General features: G+C 43.0%; 20 protein-coding genes and 1 riboswitch. Of the genes, 13 read left to right on the top strand and 7 right to left on the bottom strand.

The window, feature by feature from the left end; all coding sequences use genetic code 11:
• The first annotated feature begins 18 nt into the window (after nt 1–18).
• The 6 genes from LIQ05_RS05990 (at nt 19) to LIQ05_RS05965 (ending at nt 4,031) form a co-directional block, all read left to right on the top strand.
• The gene (locus tag LIQ05_RS05990; protein ID WP_226819393.1) at nt 19–495 is read left to right on the top strand and encodes a hypothetical protein; all 477 of its coding nucleotides are present in this window, start codon (nt 19–21) and stop codon (nt 493–495) included.
• Nucleotides 492–854 (top strand): CidA/LrgA family protein, encoded by a 363-nt coding sequence (locus LIQ05_RS05985; RefSeq protein ID WP_226819392.1) that lies wholly within the window; start codon nt 492–494, stop codon nt 852–854. Before LIQ05_RS05990 ends, LIQ05_RS05985 begins: the two co-directional genes overlap by 4 nt.
• Nucleotides 851–1,543, top strand: coding sequence for an LrgB family protein (locus LIQ05_RS05980; protein ID WP_226819390.1), 693 nt, complete (start codon nt 851–853; stop codon nt 1,541–1,543). The genes LIQ05_RS05985 and LIQ05_RS05980 overlap by 4 nt, the downstream gene beginning before the upstream one ends.
• Before the next feature lie 242 nt (nt 1,544–1,785).
• Nucleotides 1,786–2,043, top strand: coding sequence for a hypothetical protein (locus tag LIQ05_RS05975; RefSeq protein ID WP_226819388.1), 258 nt, complete (start codon nt 1,786–1,788; stop codon nt 2,041–2,043).
• Nucleotides 2,044–2,053: 10 nt separating this feature from the next.
• Complete coding sequence (locus tag LIQ05_RS05970; protein WP_226819386.1) at nt 2,054–3,043, top strand: helix-turn-helix transcriptional regulator; 990 nt, start codon at nt 2,054–2,056, stop codon at nt 3,041–3,043.
• A complete protein-coding gene (locus LIQ05_RS05965) occupies nt 3,033–4,031 on the top strand; it encodes a biotin--[acetyl-CoA-carboxylase] ligase (RefSeq protein ID WP_226819384.1) in 999 nt (332 codons plus the stop codon). Before LIQ05_RS05970 ends, LIQ05_RS05965 begins: the two co-directional genes overlap by 11 nt.
• A 49-nt stretch (nt 4,032–4,080) precedes the next feature.
• Here the strand turns inward: LIQ05_RS05965 and LIQ05_RS05960 are convergent, their stop codons facing one another.
• Genes LIQ05_RS05960 through LIQ05_RS20265 form a run of 3 tightly spaced genes read right to left on the bottom strand, consistent with a single transcriptional unit; the run spans nt 4,081 to nt 5,827 of the window.
• Entirely contained in the window at nt 4,081–4,848 is a 768-nt protein-coding gene (locus LIQ05_RS05960) for a hypothetical protein (protein ID WP_226819382.1), read from the bottom strand.
• 1 nt (nt 4,849) lies between these two features.
• On the bottom strand, nt 4,850–5,344 hold the full coding sequence (locus LIQ05_RS05955; protein WP_226819380.1) for a hypothetical protein: 495 nt from the start codon (nt 5,342–5,344) through the stop codon (nt 4,850–4,852).
• Nucleotides 5,345–5,827 (bottom strand): RNA polymerase sigma factor, encoded by a 483-nt coding sequence (locus tag LIQ05_RS20265; protein WP_226819573.1) that lies wholly within the window; start codon nt 5,825–5,827, stop codon nt 5,345–5,347.
• A gap of 225 nt (nt 5,828–6,052) precedes the next feature.
• Here LIQ05_RS20265 and LIQ05_RS05945 point away from each other — a divergent pair, with 225 nt between their 5' ends.
• Together LIQ05_RS05945 and LIQ05_RS05940 are read left to right on the top strand one after the other, a co-directional pair.
• A complete protein-coding gene (locus LIQ05_RS05945) occupies nt 6,053–7,204 on the top strand; it encodes an alanyl-tRNA editing protein (RefSeq protein WP_226819378.1) in 1,152 nt (383 codons plus the stop codon).
• Nucleotides 7,205–7,262: 58 nt separating this feature from the next.
• Nucleotides 7,263–8,147, top strand: coding sequence for an amidohydrolase family protein (locus tag LIQ05_RS05940; protein ID WP_264292725.1), 885 nt, complete (start codon nt 7,263–7,265; stop codon nt 8,145–8,147).
• Here LIQ05_RS05940 and LIQ05_RS05935 read toward each other — a convergent pair.
• A complete protein-coding gene (locus LIQ05_RS05935) occupies nt 8,128–9,291 on the bottom strand; it encodes a hypothetical protein (RefSeq protein WP_226819376.1) in 1,164 nt (387 codons plus the stop codon). The genes LIQ05_RS05940 and LIQ05_RS05935 overlap by 20 nt on opposite strands.
• Nucleotides 9,288–9,512, bottom strand: coding sequence for a hypothetical protein (locus LIQ05_RS05930; RefSeq protein WP_226819374.1), 225 nt, complete (start codon nt 9,510–9,512; stop codon nt 9,288–9,290). Before LIQ05_RS05930 ends, LIQ05_RS05935 begins: the two co-directional genes overlap by 4 nt.
• Nucleotides 9,513–9,698: 186 nt before the next feature.
• A riboswitch (THF riboswitch) is annotated at nt 9,699–9,800 on the top strand.
• Between the two features lie 86 nt (nt 9,801–9,886).
• Between LIQ05_RS05930 and LIQ05_RS05925 the strand changes: the two genes are divergently transcribed.
• Nucleotides 9,887–10,447 carry a folate family ECF transporter S component gene (locus LIQ05_RS05925; protein ID WP_226819372.1) on the top strand — a complete coding sequence of 187 codons (561 nt, stop codon included), beginning with the start codon at nt 9,887–9,889 and terminating at the stop codon, nt 10,445–10,447.
• A gap of 73 nt (nt 10,448–10,520) precedes the next feature.
• Nucleotides 10,521–10,685, top strand: coding sequence for a DUF6783 domain-containing protein (locus tag LIQ05_RS20255; protein ID WP_416385978.1), 165 nt, complete (start codon nt 10,521–10,523; stop codon nt 10,683–10,685).
• A 101-nt stretch (nt 10,686–10,786) separates the two neighbouring features.
• Here the strand turns inward: LIQ05_RS20255 and LIQ05_RS05920 are convergent, their stop codons facing one another.
• Both LIQ05_RS05920 and LIQ05_RS05915 read right to left on the bottom strand, forming a co-directional pair.
• The gene (locus tag LIQ05_RS05920) at nt 10,787–11,542 is read right to left on the bottom strand and encodes a GNAT family N-acetyltransferase (protein ID WP_226819369.1); all 756 of its coding nucleotides are present in this window, start codon (nt 11,540–11,542) and stop codon (nt 10,787–10,789) included.
• Between the two features lie 108 nt (nt 11,543–11,650).
• A complete protein-coding gene (locus LIQ05_RS05915) occupies nt 11,651–12,289 on the bottom strand; it encodes an SGNH/GDSL hydrolase family protein (protein ID WP_226819367.1) in 639 nt (212 codons plus the stop codon).
• A gap of 297 nt (nt 12,290–12,586) precedes the next feature.
• Between LIQ05_RS05915 and LIQ05_RS05910 the strand changes: the two genes are divergently transcribed.
• Genes LIQ05_RS05910 through LIQ05_RS05900 form a run of 3 tightly spaced genes read left to right on the top strand, consistent with a single transcriptional unit; the run spans nt 12,587 to nt 14,975 of the window.
• Nucleotides 12,587–13,096: a prepilin peptidase gene (locus LIQ05_RS05910; RefSeq protein WP_226819365.1), complete on the top strand. Its 510-nt coding sequence runs from the start codon at nt 12,587–12,589 to the stop codon at nt 13,094–13,096.
• On the top strand, nt 13,093–14,103 hold the full coding sequence (locus LIQ05_RS05905; protein WP_226819363.1) for a hypothetical protein: 1,011 nt from the start codon (nt 13,093–13,095) through the stop codon (nt 14,101–14,103). The genes LIQ05_RS05910 and LIQ05_RS05905 overlap by 4 nt, the downstream gene beginning before the upstream one ends.
• Nucleotides 14,100–14,975 (top strand): CpaF family protein, encoded by an 876-nt coding sequence (locus LIQ05_RS05900; protein WP_318289490.1) that lies wholly within the window; start codon nt 14,100–14,102, stop codon nt 14,973–14,975. The genes LIQ05_RS05905 and LIQ05_RS05900 overlap by 4 nt, the downstream gene beginning before the upstream one ends.
• Nucleotides 14,976–15,219 lie beyond the last annotated feature (244 nt).

The following is a 15,219-nucleotide window of genomic DNA, read 5'->3' as shown; positions in this document are numbered from 1 at the left end:
AAGAAATGAGGATTTGCAGTGGAGAAAAAAGAAATTGATGTGAAATTCATTGTAGGGACTGTCATTCTTCTGGTGATCTTTGGCTTGGTAGGTGGCTCTTTCTGGAATCTGGTTGCCAGACAGGCTGAGAAAGACAAGCAGGAGGAAGCCCGTCTGGAAAAAGAGGCGATCAGGGCGATCTATGTGGAAGCCGGAGATGTACTGAAGGAAATGGTATTCGTAGATATGGACAAAAAAACAGTTTTCAAGGCAGCGGTTCCCAAGGAAGGAATTTATAACAGAAATGATAAATTGATTGCCGGGGACACTTTGGAAAATGGTGATATGGTCAAGATCTATGGCGATGGAAATATGACAAAATCCATCCCTGCACAGTATCCAGGGGTTACAAAGATGAAACGAAATGGACGAGCTGCTTTGGACGAGCTCCAGCCATATCTGGAAATTGCAAATGAACTTCTTTGTGGAGACAGCGAGGAGGAAGACGGAAATTGAAGTATCTAAGGCAATTTTGTATTATTTTGCTGGTTTCAGCATTAGGCGAAGGACTGCATATCCTGCTGCCCCTTCCGGTACCAGCCAGTGTTTACGGACTTGTATTGATGCTGGGAGCACTTATCAGTGGAATCCTGAAGCTTGAACAGGTGGAGGATGCAGCGGATTTTCTGGTTGAGATCATGCCGGTTATGTTTGTCCCGGCAGGTGTGGGCTTATTGGAAGCATGGGGCGACCTGCAGCCAATCTGGATTCCTGTTGTGATCATCACAATTCTGACTACGGTTATTGTAATGGTAGTAACTGGCCGCAGTACGCAGTTTGTGATCAGAAAAGACAGGAGGAGAGATAAGAAATGATGTCTTTTATTGAGAATTCCCTGTTTTTCGGGGCGGCATTAAGTCTGGTCGGATATGAGGTCGGTCTTTTGCTGAAGAAAAAATTTAAGATGGCGCTGTTTAATCCTCTTTTGATCGCAATTCTTTGCGTAATGGGAATCCTTCAGCTGATGCAGGTGGATTATAAGACTTATAATGCTGGTGGTCAGTATATCAGCTATCTGCTTACCCCCGCTACAGTATGTCTTGCAGTGCCTCTTTACAGACAGCTTACCTTGCTTCGCAATAACCTGAAAGCGATTATTATCGGGATTGTTTCCGGCGTGCTGGCAAGTATGGTAAGTGTTCTTATTTTTGCAAAACTGTTCGGACTTTCCCATGCCGAGTATGTTACTCTCCTTCCGAAATCCATTACAACAGCCATTGGAATGGGCGTATCAGAGGAGCTTGGTGGGCTTGTGACGATCACAGTTGCGGTTATCATCATTACCGGTGTGCTTGGAAATGTGATCGCGGAAGCTGTACTTAAATTGGCGAAGATAGAGGAGCCTATTGCCAAAGGCCTGGCTCTTGGAACTTCTGCCCACGCCATCGGTACATCCAAAGCAATGGAACTGGGACCTGTAGAGGGAGCAATGAGCAGCCTTGCAATAGCAGTTGCCGGTCTTTTGACAGTTATCGCAGCATCTGCGTTTGCAGGATTTATGTAAAACAGGGTTTGCCTGAAATCCAATATATTGTAATGAATACCGTCTGAAAATGCTTAAAAAGGTGTTTGCAGGCGGTATTTTTATGAGTAAAAACGAACAAATATTCGAAAAAAGTAAATTTGTGCCGTTTTATAGGACTAATAATGTGGTAGACTAATCTCATACAAGAAAACATGTTCGGAAAATATGTTCGATATTTGAGAGACGGATGATGGTGACGTTTGGAAAAAGGAGGAGAGATTATGTGGAATTCAGGCAGAAATTTGAATAACAGAAAGGCAGCTCTCGCAGAAGGATACATAGAAGAAGCTCAGGAGAGCCAGGGCAGAAAGTTTTCTGGAAGTACAGCCATGATACTGGGGTTTTTTATTACGTTGGAGATCATGATCGGGGGAGCTATGATCTTTAATTATGATTTTCATGGTGGGGATATTGTTGCCTTGATATTTGCTTTTGTGGTATTATATTCTGGAGTCGTAGCAGTATTGACAGATAAATAGGAGTAAGGACATGCCGAAATCTTTCCAGCAGAAACTGAAAATTTTATATCTTATGCGCGTCTTTTCTGAGAAAACAGATGAGGCACATCCCATGAGTGTGAAAGATCTGATTTCCTATCTGGAGAGTCTTGGAATCCACGCAGAGCGAAAGACCATATATGACGATATAGAGACTTTGCGCGTATTTGGAATGGACATTGTGAACCGTAGGGAGAGACCGGCTGGCTTTTATCTGGCGAGCCGTGAGTTTGAGACCGCAGAACTGAAATTGCTTGTGGATGCTGTTCAGTTTTCCAGATTTCTGACCAGCGGGAAATCACGTCAGCTGATTCAGAAGCTGGAACATCTTACCAGTATTTATCAGGCCAAGGATCTGCAGCGGCAGGTGATCGTACAGAATCAGGTGAAGAATACTAATGAGAGCATCTACTACAATGTGGATGAGATCCATAGAGCGATTTCAGAGAACCGGCAGATCAGCTTCCAGTATACAGAATGGACCGTATCCAAGGAACGGCATTTGAAGAAGAACGGAGAACGATACCAGATCAGTCCCTGGCAGATGGTATGGCAGGATGGGAATTATTATCTGGTAGGAGTTGATGAAAAGAGCGGTATTGTGAAGCATTATCGTGTAGATAAAATGTTGAAGATCGTTATTGAGAAGGAATTCAGGAACGGTGCTATACTCTTTGAGAAGTTTGACAGTGCAAAGTTCGCTTCCGGCACCTTTGGAATGTTTGGCGGCAGGGAAGAGAATATCAGTCTGGAATTTGAGAACCATCTTGTGGGAGTAATGATAGACCGCTTTGGACAGGACATCATGATCATGGCGAAAGATAATGAGCACTCGGTGACCAGAGTACAGGTGAGTGTGAGTTCCCAGTTTTATGGTTGGCTTGCAGCTCTTGGAAATGATGTGAAAGTGCTTTCACCGGAGAATGTACGGAAAGAATACCGGGACTTTTTAAAGAAAGCCCTGGAGAATTATGAAGGATGAGAGCATGACAGTGAAATCCAGACTTTTGGAGTTGTTGGAACAGCATAAAGGGGAAACTTTATCTGGCGAGGATATTGGCAGAGAGCTTTCCTGTACACGGGCTGCCGTGTGGAAGGCAGTGAACAGTCTCAGACAGGAGGGGTATCCCATAGAGGCTGGACCAAATAAAGGGTATATGCTTACAAGGGAGAGCAACCTGATTTCAGCAGAGGGAATCCGGCTTTTTCTGGAGCATCCACAGGGAGAAGTGAGAATCTTTGATGAGATCAGCTCTACCAATCTGGAGGCCAGACAGATGGCTGTCAGCGGTCAGGCAGGACATGGCTCTTTTGTGGTTGCCATGGAGCAGACTGCTGGCAGAGGGCGCAGAGGTCGGGAGTTTTATTCACCGAAGGGCAGCGGTATTTATCTAAGTGTGATCCTGGAGCCACAGGGGACACTGGAGGGAAGTCTTTTGATCACAACTGCGGCAGCCACTGCGGTATATAAGGCCGTAAAAGAAGTGTGCGGCATAGAACTTGGAATTAAGTGGGTAAATGATCTCTACAAAGAGAACCGCAAGGTTTGCGGAATCCTAACAGAAGCTGTAACAGATTTTGAGAGTGGAAATATTGAGTTTGCTATTGTGGGAATCGGGCTGAACCTGTATGTGGAACGTGAATTGTTTCCGGAAGAATTACAGGAGGTGGCTGGTGGAATCTACGAAGACCAGCAGTCCGCGAAGAAGGCAGACCGGAATCGCCTTGCAGCCCAGATCGTGAATCATCTGCTTGAGGAGACCAGAGAACTGAAGCTGTCAGAAGAATATGTGGAGCATAATATTGTTCCAGGAAATGATATTACAATTATAGATAATAAAAGCAGCCGAAGTGCCAGGGCATTATCCATTTGTCCAGATGGGAAACTGCTGGTTCAGGAGTCTGATGGGAAACAGAGCAAGCTGTCTTTTGGAGAAATTTCAATAAAAATACCGCCGATGAAGAAATGATTCATCGGCGGTAACGTTATCTTAGAAGCTTTTGGGACACGCGCCAGCGTCAATCCGCATTGTCTGTGTTAACATTGGAAGGAGCAGCGGCAGCAGATGGCTGAGCTGGGGTATCTGTGACTCTTGCTGCTGTGGGTTCATTGTTTGTATTGGTTTCCTTTGAGCTTGCGGAAGGTTCTGTGGGAATTGGAAACTGTGCCATACTCTTTGCTGCTGTGTTGTTATTGTCTGACTGCTGATAAGGGCGATATGGCTGCCAATAGTGCTCCTGTTCGTTTTTCTTATTATCTGTTTTTTCTTCCAGAGAGAAGCTTTTAATTTTTCCAGTAAGAAGATGATAGCCTGCAATAATGATTAGGATTCCAATGATAACAGATGGAATCTGATACATGATATCCTGTACAATAATAGCCAGCGCGTTCGGAAGAATCCAGAACAGCAGGTCACGGAATCCATTCCAGAGGATAGCAGCACCGAAAATGATCAAAAGAATAGCAATGATTTTTGTATGCTTTGGTGCAAGCTTTTCGGAATTTGGAAATATACGGTCAAGGTTCAGAATATAATTATCTTCTACAGCATAGAATTCTTCCTCTGGCAGCTCTTTCAGATTATGCACATGAAAGAAACTATAGAACCAGACTACTGGAAGGAAAATAACCAAAGAAGAGATGTTTAATCCTCCGGCAATCGCAACCAGCGCCCAGAAAAGTGTCATAATACTGATTCCCTGTTTGAAGAAGCCCATATACATTTCTCCGGCTCCAGGAATCAGAGAACAGATAAACAGGAGAAAGCCTCTTTTTTGTTTTTGCATGTTAGTTACCTCCATTTGTTATAGTATTGGAAATAGAATTAATATAGTCAACAACTTTTTGGGATCCGTCTGTGAATCCATCTGTCAGGTTATCTGAGAAATTACGGAAGGAAGTCTGGGCTTCTCTGCGGGCCTGGGCAGACCTGGCTGTGGACTGTGGAAGCTGTGGTGTGAACCAATCCATCTGTCCAAGGCTGAATAACATGATCAGTGCCAGTACAACTCCCACCATTGTGCGAAGCCCCTGGTAGAAAATACGCATTTGATGAGTTGCATTTATAGCTGTTTTCTGAACCTGTGTATCGGCAGCAGTGGCACGTTTCATAATCATTTCTTTCATGTAAGCAGGAGCGGGAGCCGGGGATTCTGACTGAGTATCTATTAATTGCTCCAGGCAGTAATCGCAAGTGTCCAGATGCTGGAGAAATGCAATCAGTTCATCTGTATTCATTTCTTCATCTTGAAAATTGCTAAGGTCATTATTATTGATATGCATTTACTCGCTCCTTTCTGCTAACATTTTTTTTAACATATTTTTTGCCCGATATAACTGTGTCTGGATAGTCTTTGGATTTTTTCCTTCTTTTTGCGATATTTCCGTTACGGACATTTGCTTACAGAAATGGGCAATGGCAATTTCTCGATAAGGACTTTTCAGACTGCTGCATATTTGGAATACCTGCTGTTCAGAATCGGACTGTAGGCATTGTTCCTCTGGTGAGGACTGATTTTCCTGATCTGGGAGCTGGGAAAAATAAATATCTTCCGTTGGGATAGAACGGCGCCCGGCTGCTTTCAGAAAATCAAGACATTTACGTACTGTAATCTTGCTAAGCCAGGCTTTTTCATAAAGCCCATCAAAGTTGGCAAGATTTTTGTAGGCGGACAGAAATACTTCCTGGGTAAGGTCTTCTGCATCAAAAGGGTTGCCTACGGATTTCAGACAAATGGAATAAATAAGATTCTGGTATTGCTCAATTAAATATTCCAGATATTGTTCCTGTGAAATGCTATCAGCCCCCTTCCTGTCCGTTCTCTAATTATAACGCGGCTGCAGGGAAAAGTACTTCAGAAATTGATGAAAATTTTATTTTTGTAAATGAAAGGATAAAAATTGCAGGAAGAAAACAAATAGACTATAATCAAGCTTGTGAAAAAGCTTAGAAGAATATTAACGGCGAGTAAAGCGAAAGAAGGAGCATATATGTACGAGACAACGAAATTATACTATGAAGATGTTTATAAGAAAGAATTTAAGGCCAAGGTTCTGGAGTGCCGTGAAGGAAAGAAAGGCTATGAAATAATTCTTGACCAGACTGCTTTTTATCCGGAAGGCGGCGGACAGCCAAGTGATAACGGTACGTTAGGGAATGTAAATATAAAAGAAGTGCACGAAAAAAATGGCGAACTGATCCATTATACAGATGGTCCATTGGAAATTGGCACAGAAGTGACTGGGGAAATCAACTGGGACAGAAGATTTGACCTTATGCAGCAGCACTCTGGGGAGCATATTGTAAGTGGCCTTGTTCATGAGGCGTTTGGATACGATAATGTAGGCTTTCATATGGGAAGCGATGTGATCACCATTGATTTCAGCGGAGTGGTGGATGAAGAGCAGATGGCAGAGATTGAGGCAAAGGCGAACCAGATCATCTGGGCGAACCAGAAGGTTGAAATCTTTTATCCAACAGAGGAAGAATTAAAAGCACTGGAGTACAGAAGCAAGAAGGAACTTTCTGGATGGGTACGTATTGTGCGGTTTCCAGGAGCAGATACCTGCGCATGCTGTGGAACTCATGTGACACGTACAGGAGAAATTGGAATGGTGAAGCTGCTTTCCGTAGTAAAATTCCGTGAAGGTGTCCGTATGGAAATGCTGTCAGGAAAAAGAGCTCTGGATTATTTGAACATGGTTAATGAACAGAACCGCCAGATTTCTGTAAAGCTTTCTGCGAAAATAGATAAAACAGCTGCAGCAGTGACAAGGCTTCAGGAGGAGAATTTTGTATTAAAGGGAAGGGTGCATGCGCTGGAGGAAGAATTTATCGCCAGTGAAGCTGCCAAATGGAAAGAGAAAGAGAACGTGCTTTTATTCCAGGAGGGAATGGATGCTGGAAGTGTACAGAAGCTTACGGATGCAATCTTACAGGTTTGCAAGGGACGCTGTGCTGTATTCTCCAGAAATACAGACGGAAGCTATAAATACGCAATGGGAGAGAAAGACGGCGATTTACGCCAGTTTACCAAAGATATGAATGCGGCGCTTAATGGAAGAGGCGGAGGAAAGCCGTTCTTTGTGCAGGGATCCGTGCAGGCATCGGAGAAGGAAATACGTGATTTTTTTGGTAAATAACAGATTCTGATAGGAAATATCTGCCTTATCAGGAGAAAGGAAGCAATCCAGCTGAAATATGAAAGAAATATTTGGAGAATGTCATGCGCATATCATTATGGATGGAGTGAACTATAAAGAAGCGATTTCCATTCATAAAGATAGTATAAATGATATGGTAATCCGAGAGCATCTGAAGGCGTATCAGAAGCTGGGAATTACCTTTGTAAGAGATGGTGGGGACGCTTTAGGCGTATCCAGAAGGGCCAGGGATCTGGCAGCAGAATATGGAATTGATTATCGGACACCGGTTTTTGCAATCCACAAAAATGGCCATTATGGAGCTATTGTGGGAAAAGGGTTCGATGATATGAAGGAATATTATGATCTGGTGAAGACTGCGAAAAAGCAGGGGGCAGATTTTATTAAAATCATGACAACGGGCCTTCTGGATTTTAACAATCACGGTCAGGTCACTGGTACACCTCTGGAGCAGAAAGCGGTTCTGGAAATGGTACACATTGCCCATGAAGAGGGGATGGCAGTTATGAGTCATACCAATGGCATTTACGGGGTACAGACAGCGGTGGAAGCCGGTGTGGATTCCGTGGAACATGGCAATTATATTGATGAAGAAACAATTAAAATGCTGGCGGATAGTGATACCGTATGGGTTCCAACTCTTGTGACAATACGTAATCTCTGGGGGTGTGGACGATATGAGGTGGAGACTCTTAAGCCAATTATAGAACTTGCGCAAAAGAACCTGCAGCTGGCATGGAGATATAAGGTAAAAGTGGCTCTTGGCAGTGACGCGGGTGCTTATATGGTTCCCCATGGAACTGGTCTGCTAGATGAATATCAGGCTTTTGTGGATATTCTGGGAGAATCAGATCAGGTATGCTGCTGGCTGAGGGCTGGAGAAAAAAAGATTCAGGACACTTTCAGGCGTCCTGAATCTTAATGGAAGTATAGATATTAGATTCCTTGGATTTGGTAGGATCAAAGGTAATACGAATACCAGCACCAGCTTCCATGCTGCTGGTCGAAGTATCCTTTGCGCCTTCTGTAAAACAGGTAATAGTTGCTCCGTCACCAGTCTGAAGAGTGACGGTATTAGCAGTATGTCCAATGATCGTGCCGCTGACGGTATAGGAAAGATTGCGGGTGGCAAGGGAATCTGGATCATCTCCGGTAACAGAGATGATCGTAACGCCTTCCAGTGAATTTCCCTGATATTGTCCCTTATAATTGATGGTTACATAGGAGCCTGGTGCTGTTCCTCCCTTGAAGTAAGAGGGAATCTGGGAGAGGTCTATATTCAGTGAACTCTGGGAAGTATCTGCTCCTGTGGGCTGGATAGTCAGAATATTGGAAGAGATATTCTGAACTACTGCATGTAGCTGTTGCTCTTTTCCTGATTCATCAGCAGACTCCTCTGCAGGATCAGGTGTTGGTGTTGGATCTGGAAGTGTCAGAGGATCAATATCTGAAATACTAAGTACTTTCAAGTGGCTGGCATTAAGGGAAGAACCCTGCCCATCCTGATTGGAAGCAAATTTTCCCTTAAAATGAATGTATATCCATACCCCGGCGTGGATACCGTTCTGGTAGTATTGTTCCGTTCCGGTAATGGGGTAGGTCGCTGTTTTGCCTTTTTTATTTTTAATCGTTATGGTGTTTGGAGTCAGGCTCTGGACTTCTCCGTAAGCCTTTCTGTCTTCCAGCTGATTCTTTTTGTGAAAGTCATCCACTACTTTTAATGCTTTTACGGTGCTGGTATCGTCATTGGACAGCTGCCCTTCGTAAATCACGCTGATTTCGTCTCCTGTGATCATGCCATCTTCACATTCCAGAGTTGCCTCTGAAACATCAAAGACATAGGTCTGCTCCTGGCTTGCCATAGTGAGCGTAGCACCAGTGAAGTCCTGGAGGGTTCCCTTGACTTCATCCATATAAACCCGCTGTTTTGGGGTATCTGAAGCTTCCTGTGCAGTACTAGTGTCTGACTGGGAAGACGTATAGCTGGCAATCAGGTCGCCAGCCGTACATCCAGACAGAGAGAGCAGCACACAGGAACTAAGAAGTAGCTTTGCGAATTTCTTCATGATTGGTTTATATCCTCCGAATTCAGAAATGGTACAGGAAGAAAATCAAAAACCTGCCGGTATGCATCCCATTCCTCCAGATTATCAGGCATACGATAGCCAAGTCCTGTACATTCTGTTGTGGCGTTTGTATTCAGGTAATTGTCATAAAAAATATTATAAGGGTTTTGAAGAAGCGACTGTTCCCGGGAAGACGATGACTGTTTTGATCTTATACTCATACAGATACTCCTTTTATTTGATATTTATCCCACATAAGGGGAGATATTCTTAGAGTATGCGAAAAAGGAAAGAGTATACACACGATTACAACGAACAGGAACCTTACAATTCTTCAATGTGAATATTATAACAAATACATATTGAAATTTCCATATTTTGTGCTATAATCAGCTTAAATAAATAATAGCGAAGTAGGAATTTATGCGTTAAGTGTTCATTGGCTGGGGAGTCGCCGTGAAACGAAAAGCAGCAGGACTGCTTACGATATATTTTCCGCACCCGTTGCTACATGTGAGAACATCTCATAATGTGGAGGGATTATTATTTATGGTAACTACTCTGTTATTTTAATCATTATGGAGGTGTTTTTTTTATGCATAAAAACAAACAGACATGGAGTGTCAAGACTCTTGTATTTCTGGCGCTGTTGGTTGCAATCCAGCTTGTATTATCCCGTATCCTGGTAATTGATCTTGGTGTATACCGTATTACACTTGGAACCATTGCTACCGTATTAGCTGGTCTCTGGATGGGACCTGTAGCAGGTGGGGTGGAAGGTGCAGTTGCCGATATTATCGGATGTTTTATGAAAGGCTATGGTGTTAATCCGCTGATCACATTATCTGCTGTGACCTGGGGCGTTGTTGCCGGAGTAGCAGGCAAGCTGATGGCTGAGAAGAGCAGAAAAGTAAAAACAGCGATCATGTGCGCTGGAATTGTAATTTCTGGTGTGGTTGGTACTCTTGGATTTACGACTGCCGGACTGGTAATGATCGGAGCAAACTTCTATGCAATTATGCCAGGACGCCTTGTGCAGTTCGCAATTATGACTCCAATCTATTGTGTGATTACAAGCCTTCTTTATTTCAGCCCACTTACAGGTATGGTCGTTGGAAATGTAAGACCAGCGAAGCTGGAGAAGAAGACCGTATAAGAACGGTGGCATATATAAAATAAATAATGAAAATTGAATAATGTGACGTAATAAAGATAAGACTGGTTAGAGCGTGCCCCAAAATCATTCCCGCAATCTGCACGCCCCACTTTGTGCTGTATTTTGCCTGAATTCGGTTGCCGTAGCCCGCTGCGGCGTATTCATCCTGGAAACATCTTCCACAAATTGTGATGCACATCTTGTAGAAAGCCTTTTTCAGACACGCTCTAGTTCATAAATCTATAAAATACGATTCCCCAATAAAAAGACTGCGAACCACTTGTAATTTTACAAACTGGATTCACAGTCTTTTTTACTGGAAGCTTTTTAGGACAGGATTTAGTCCATATGCGTCTGTACCCGGAACCAATATGTATAAACATAATGAAGTCCCAGGGATTCATAAAGATTGCGGGCCGGCGTATTCCCTTCAACCACTTGGAGATAAGCCTTGGTTGCCCCCTTCTTTTTGCCCTCCTTCAGAAGTGCAGTACAGATTTGGCGGGCATATCCCTTGTGGCGGAAATCTTCACGGACATGAATGGCATAAAGCCCAATATAATTACGATCCAGGATTCCAAGCCCCGTGGCAATAATTTTTCCATTATTCCAGATAGAAGCACATACCGTATCTTTCACAATGGCGTGATACATGGAAGGAACTACCGCACGGTGAACGGGATTAATAGTTCCCTTCAGATCAAAGAGACTTTCAATCCAGATATCAGGAATGTCATCTGTAAGTGTTACCAGATCACATGGAGCAGAAAGATCTGTTCCATCTAAGGAAGCAGCCATAACATTGGTGGTATGCTGGATTTCATAGTTACGGTTTTCCAAAAGGTAATCAAAGTCAGGGGAGACCAGAGGGCTGATCTTGAAAATAGCCGGACTTCCCAGGCGTGCATACTCTGCTTCACAAAAAGAAACCTTTTCTCTCCAGGAGAGGGTAGAGGTTCCAAATTGTTCGACGCTATTGGTTCGGTGTGTATAGAAATAGGAAAAACGGAGGATCCACCCATCATAAAGCTCCATTTTGTGGGAGGGCCAGGCATTTAATGACATATCTTCGATTTCTTTGATTATTTTATCCATTGAAAACCCTTCTTTTGCTTAGAATTTAAACGTAATTATACATAATTAATGTGGGAAATGCAACTACATCAGAGCCTGCCCCAAAAGCATTCCTGCAATCTGTATGCTCTAGAGCCTGTTTGAAAAATCATTCCCGCAATATGGAAGCAGCAATGGATATAATTTGTCAGCAATAAATTTTTGTCCCTGTTCGGTAAGATGGATCCCGTCGATGGTAACTGAAGCATATCCATAGCGGCGTGCCTCTTCATTTAATTTCTCGTGGAAAGAAACGTAGGGCAACTGAAAGCTTTCCGCAAGTTCCTTTATGATCTTCCACATGTCAGAAAGAAGTGGAAGCCATGTTTCATAAAAGGCTGGCCAGGAAAAAAGAAAAGGCTCCATTAAAATAATATGTGAGGTAGATTTTGTTAATATTGTTAAAAGTTCTGTATAGTGCTGCTTAAAGGAAATGAGCATTTTAGATTGTTGTTCCTTGGGTGTGTAAGTATCGGCCATCATACTAATATCGTTGATCCCAATCAAAATTGTTATAATATTACTGGAAAAATCATTTTCGCATTTTATCCTTTGCAAAAGCCTGTTTACAGTGAAGCCGTCTGTACCATAGTTACGTACCTGACATGGAATTCCTTCCTTTTCAAAACGCTTGGACAGCATCTGCACATAGCCATTCCCAAGAAAATCCGCAGTAAAGCAGTGATCACAGTCTGTGATGCTGTCACCCAGACATGTTAATATTGTCATAATTTCCCCTTCTTCTTGATTCTGTATAGAAACGATTTTTTATAATATTGATTATACTCTTTTTTCAAAAGGGTTTATAGTTTTTTTACATATTTTTGAAAAAAGGACTGGACAAATGGAAATGGAGAACCTATAATAAGACTCACCAGAAGTCATCTGGTATCGAACGTCATCCTTTCGGATTGACAATTCCCTATTCTACGAAAGATAAAATAGTAGAACTTTTCTACGCGAAAATACGAAGGATACCCTCCTGTTACGGATAAACTCTACATCAAAGAAGGGATGGATCCATCTATGCTTTTTTACAGAATATTCCCTGCCATAGCAGCGGGATGTGCCGTCCTGATGGATGTTCAAAGGACGAAGGTAGACAATGGCTGGCTCTTGTTCTGCATGCTGATCAGCTTGTGTACACGCCTATGGGAAAAGGATTTGGGCAGTCTGGGAAACTGGATCTGCGGTCTGCTGATTCCCGTATTGCTTCTGGGGGTTTTGTTCCTTTTCAGAATGCTGGGGGCCGGTGATATCAAGCTTCTAAGCGTGCTTGGAAGCCTGATGGGACCTGTGAAAATCCTAAATTGCATGTTTTATTCTTTTCTGATCGGAGCAGTTCTATCAGCAGCTCTTATGGTTTCAAGCGGCATTTTCAGCCAGCGAATCCTTTATTTACTACGTTACCTTTGTGGTTATCTTAAAACAGGAAAAAGAGAACCCTATTACAAAAGCGGCATGCCGCCAGAAAACTTTCATTTCACAGTTCCTATATTTCTAAGTGCATTGCTCTATGCAGGAGGTGTCTATTGAAGAACATTTTTGCAGTCTGCGATCTTGAAGTGGATTATGCCCTGAACTTTATGGACTATCTGAACCAGAAGAAAAACATTCCCTTTGAAATCCAGGCGTTTACAAATGTGGAGAGTCTGATCGCCTATGGGAAAGTTAACCGGATTGAGTTGCTGTTGATTTCCCAGAAGGCTATGTGCCGTCAGGTGCAGGAGTTAAAAATTGGTAAAATTGTTATACTTTCGGAAGGCGTGCACCCTCCGGAACTGGACCGTTATCCAAGCGTTTATAAATATCAGGCTTCTTCCAATGTAGTCCGGGAAGTAATGGCGTGTTATGGAGCAGAGAAGGCAGTTGCGCCGGTAGTCTTTCCTGTACTGAAAAAGACCACAGAGATTTATGCTGTATATTCTCCTTTAGGACGCTGCTTGAAAACTTCTTTTGCCCTTACTTTGGGGCAGATCCTGGCAAGAGACCGGGCTGTGCTGTATCTCAACCTGGAAGAATATTCTGGCTTTGAAGAAATGATGGGGAAGGGCTTTGCTCAGAATTTAAGCGATCTTCTTTATTTTGTACGCCAGGAAAATGGAAACCTGATCTATAAGATGAACAGCATGATACAGACCATCAGTAATCTGGATTACATTCCACCAGTGCGTACACCAGAAGATATACGCGGAACTGAATGGGAGGACTGGGAAAAACTGCTGCAGGAGATCATGCTTCACAGCAATTATGAGGTGGTGATCCTGGATATGGGAGGGGCAATAGACGGCACATTTCAAATGCTGGATATGTGCCAGCGGATATATATGCCTGTATTGTCTGATCCGGTATCCGTCTCAAAGATTTCCCAGTTTGAAAATCTGGTAAGAATCTGGGACTATCCTCAGATCCTTACCAGAACCGTAAAGGTACGTCCGCCATTTCATGGAGGAAATACCCCACCGGAAAATTACATTGAGGGACTATTGTGGAGTGAACTTGGAGATTATGTGAGAGAGATTTTGAGAAAGGAAAAGGAATGAGCCAGGAAATATTTCGTAAACTGAGAAAAATGCTTATGGAAAAGCTGGATGTTTACCGGGAGCTTACCGACCAGGAGATTTTGGAAACCATTGATGAGCTCATTGTAAATACTTTGCGTGAATCTGGAGTAAGCTTGAAAGAAAAGGTACAGCTTCGCCAGGAATTATTTTATTCTGTACGAAAACTGGATGTGCTGCAGGAGCTGATCGAAGACGAAACTGTGACTGAAATTATGGTAAATGGCCCTGATGCCATTTTTGTAGAACGGAAAGGAAAGCTCACAAGATGGAAGAAATCTTTTACTGATCAGGAGAAGCTGGAGGATGTGATTCAGCAGATCGTAGGAAAATGCAATCGTATTGTAAATGAATCCAGTCCGATCGTGGATGCCAGACTGGAGAATGGTTCCAGAGTAAATGTGGTCGCTGCGCCAGTTGCCTTAAATGGACCTATCCTGACAATCCGGCGTTTTCCGGACAAGCCGATCACCATGGAGCGGCTGATCGAGCTGGGGAGCATAACGCCAGAATGTGCCAGGTTTCTGGAAAAACTGGTGGAAGCCCGATATTCCATTGTAATCGGAGGCGGAACCGGATGTGGGAAGACCACTTTCCTGGGGGCGTTGTCTGAATACATACCCAAGGATGAGCGGATCATCACAATTGAGGACAATGCCGAATTAAAAATTCAGGGGATCGATAATCTGGTCCGCCTTGAAGCAAGACCGGCAAGTGTTAACGGTGCACCTCCTGTAAGCATCCGGGATCTTATCCGGACTGCCCTTCGAATGAGACCATCACGAATCATTGTGGGCGAAGTACGTGGAGGAGAAGCAATGGATATGCTGCAGGCACTTATATGTACTATATAATAATTATATATATAACGTATATAAGGATGGAAAATATAGATTAGAGGGAGGGGCATAGGAACGATATGAACATTAAGTATAGGTTATTGTGTAAAAGGTTAATAGAGGAAAGGAAGAGAGTAGGTGTCATTCAATATTATAATGTACTGTTCATAATGGAGTTAGTGTCAGATAAAGACATATGGGCTTTAGAACAGTGGATGAATGGTATAAATAACATATATATGAAAGATATACATAATTG

This window comes from Blautia glucerasea, assembly GCF_020537505.1.
Taxonomy (GTDB): domain Bacteria; phylum Bacillota; class Clostridia; order Lachnospirales; family Lachnospiraceae; genus Blautia_A.
This window is presented reverse-complemented; position numbering and strand designations above follow the sequence as displayed.

Coding starts and splice junctions, on each gene's coding strand:
- LIQ05_RS05930 (WP_226819374.1), bottom strand. CDS start 9,512: ATGAGTATAAGATCAAAACAGTCATCGTCTTCCCGGGAACAGTCGCTT.
- LIQ05_RS05935 (WP_226819376.1), bottom strand. CDS start 9,291: ATGAAGAAATTCGCAAAGCTACTTCTTAGTTCCTGTGTGCTGCTCTCT.
- LIQ05_RS05920 (WP_226819369.1), bottom strand. CDS start 11,542: ATGGATAAAATAATCAAAGAAATCGAAGATATGTCATTAAATGCCTGG.
- LIQ05_RS05925 (WP_226819372.1), top strand. CDS start 9,887: ATGCATAAAAACAAACAGACATGGAGTGTCAAGACTCTTGTATTTCTG.
- LIQ05_RS05955 (WP_226819380.1), bottom strand. CDS start 5,344: ATGCATATCAATAATAATGACCTTAGCAATTTTCAAGATGAAGAAATG.
- LIQ05_RS05945 (WP_226819378.1), top strand. CDS start 6,053: ATGTACGAGACAACGAAATTATACTATGAAGATGTTTATAAGAAAGAA.
- LIQ05_RS05975 (WP_226819388.1), top strand. CDS start 1,786: ATGTGGAATTCAGGCAGAAATTTGAATAACAGAAAGGCAGCTCTCGCA.
- LIQ05_RS05915 (WP_226819367.1), bottom strand. CDS start 12,289: ATGACAATATTAACATGTCTGGGTGACAGCATCACAGACTGTGATCAC.
- LIQ05_RS05965 (WP_226819384.1), top strand. CDS start 3,033: ATGAAGGATGAGAGCATGACAGTGAAATCCAGACTTTTGGAGTTGTTG.
- LIQ05_RS05900 (WP_318289490.1), top strand. CDS start 14,100: ATGAGCCAGGAAATATTTCGTAAACTGAGAAAAATGCTTATGGAAAAG.
- LIQ05_RS05960 (WP_226819382.1), bottom strand. CDS start 4,848: ATGCAAAAACAAAAAAGAGGCTTTCTCCTGTTTATCTGTTCTCTGATT.
- LIQ05_RS05970 (WP_226819386.1), top strand. CDS start 2,054: ATGCCGAAATCTTTCCAGCAGAAACTGAAAATTTTATATCTTATGCGC.
- LIQ05_RS05910 (WP_226819365.1), top strand. CDS start 12,587: ATGCTTTTTTACAGAATATTCCCTGCCATAGCAGCGGGATGTGCCGTC.
- LIQ05_RS05940 (WP_264292725.1), top strand. CDS start 7,263: ATGAAAGAAATATTTGGAGAATGTCATGCGCATATCATTATGGATGGA.
- LIQ05_RS05980 (WP_226819390.1), top strand. CDS start 851: ATGATGTCTTTTATTGAGAATTCCCTGTTTTTCGGGGCGGCATTAAGT.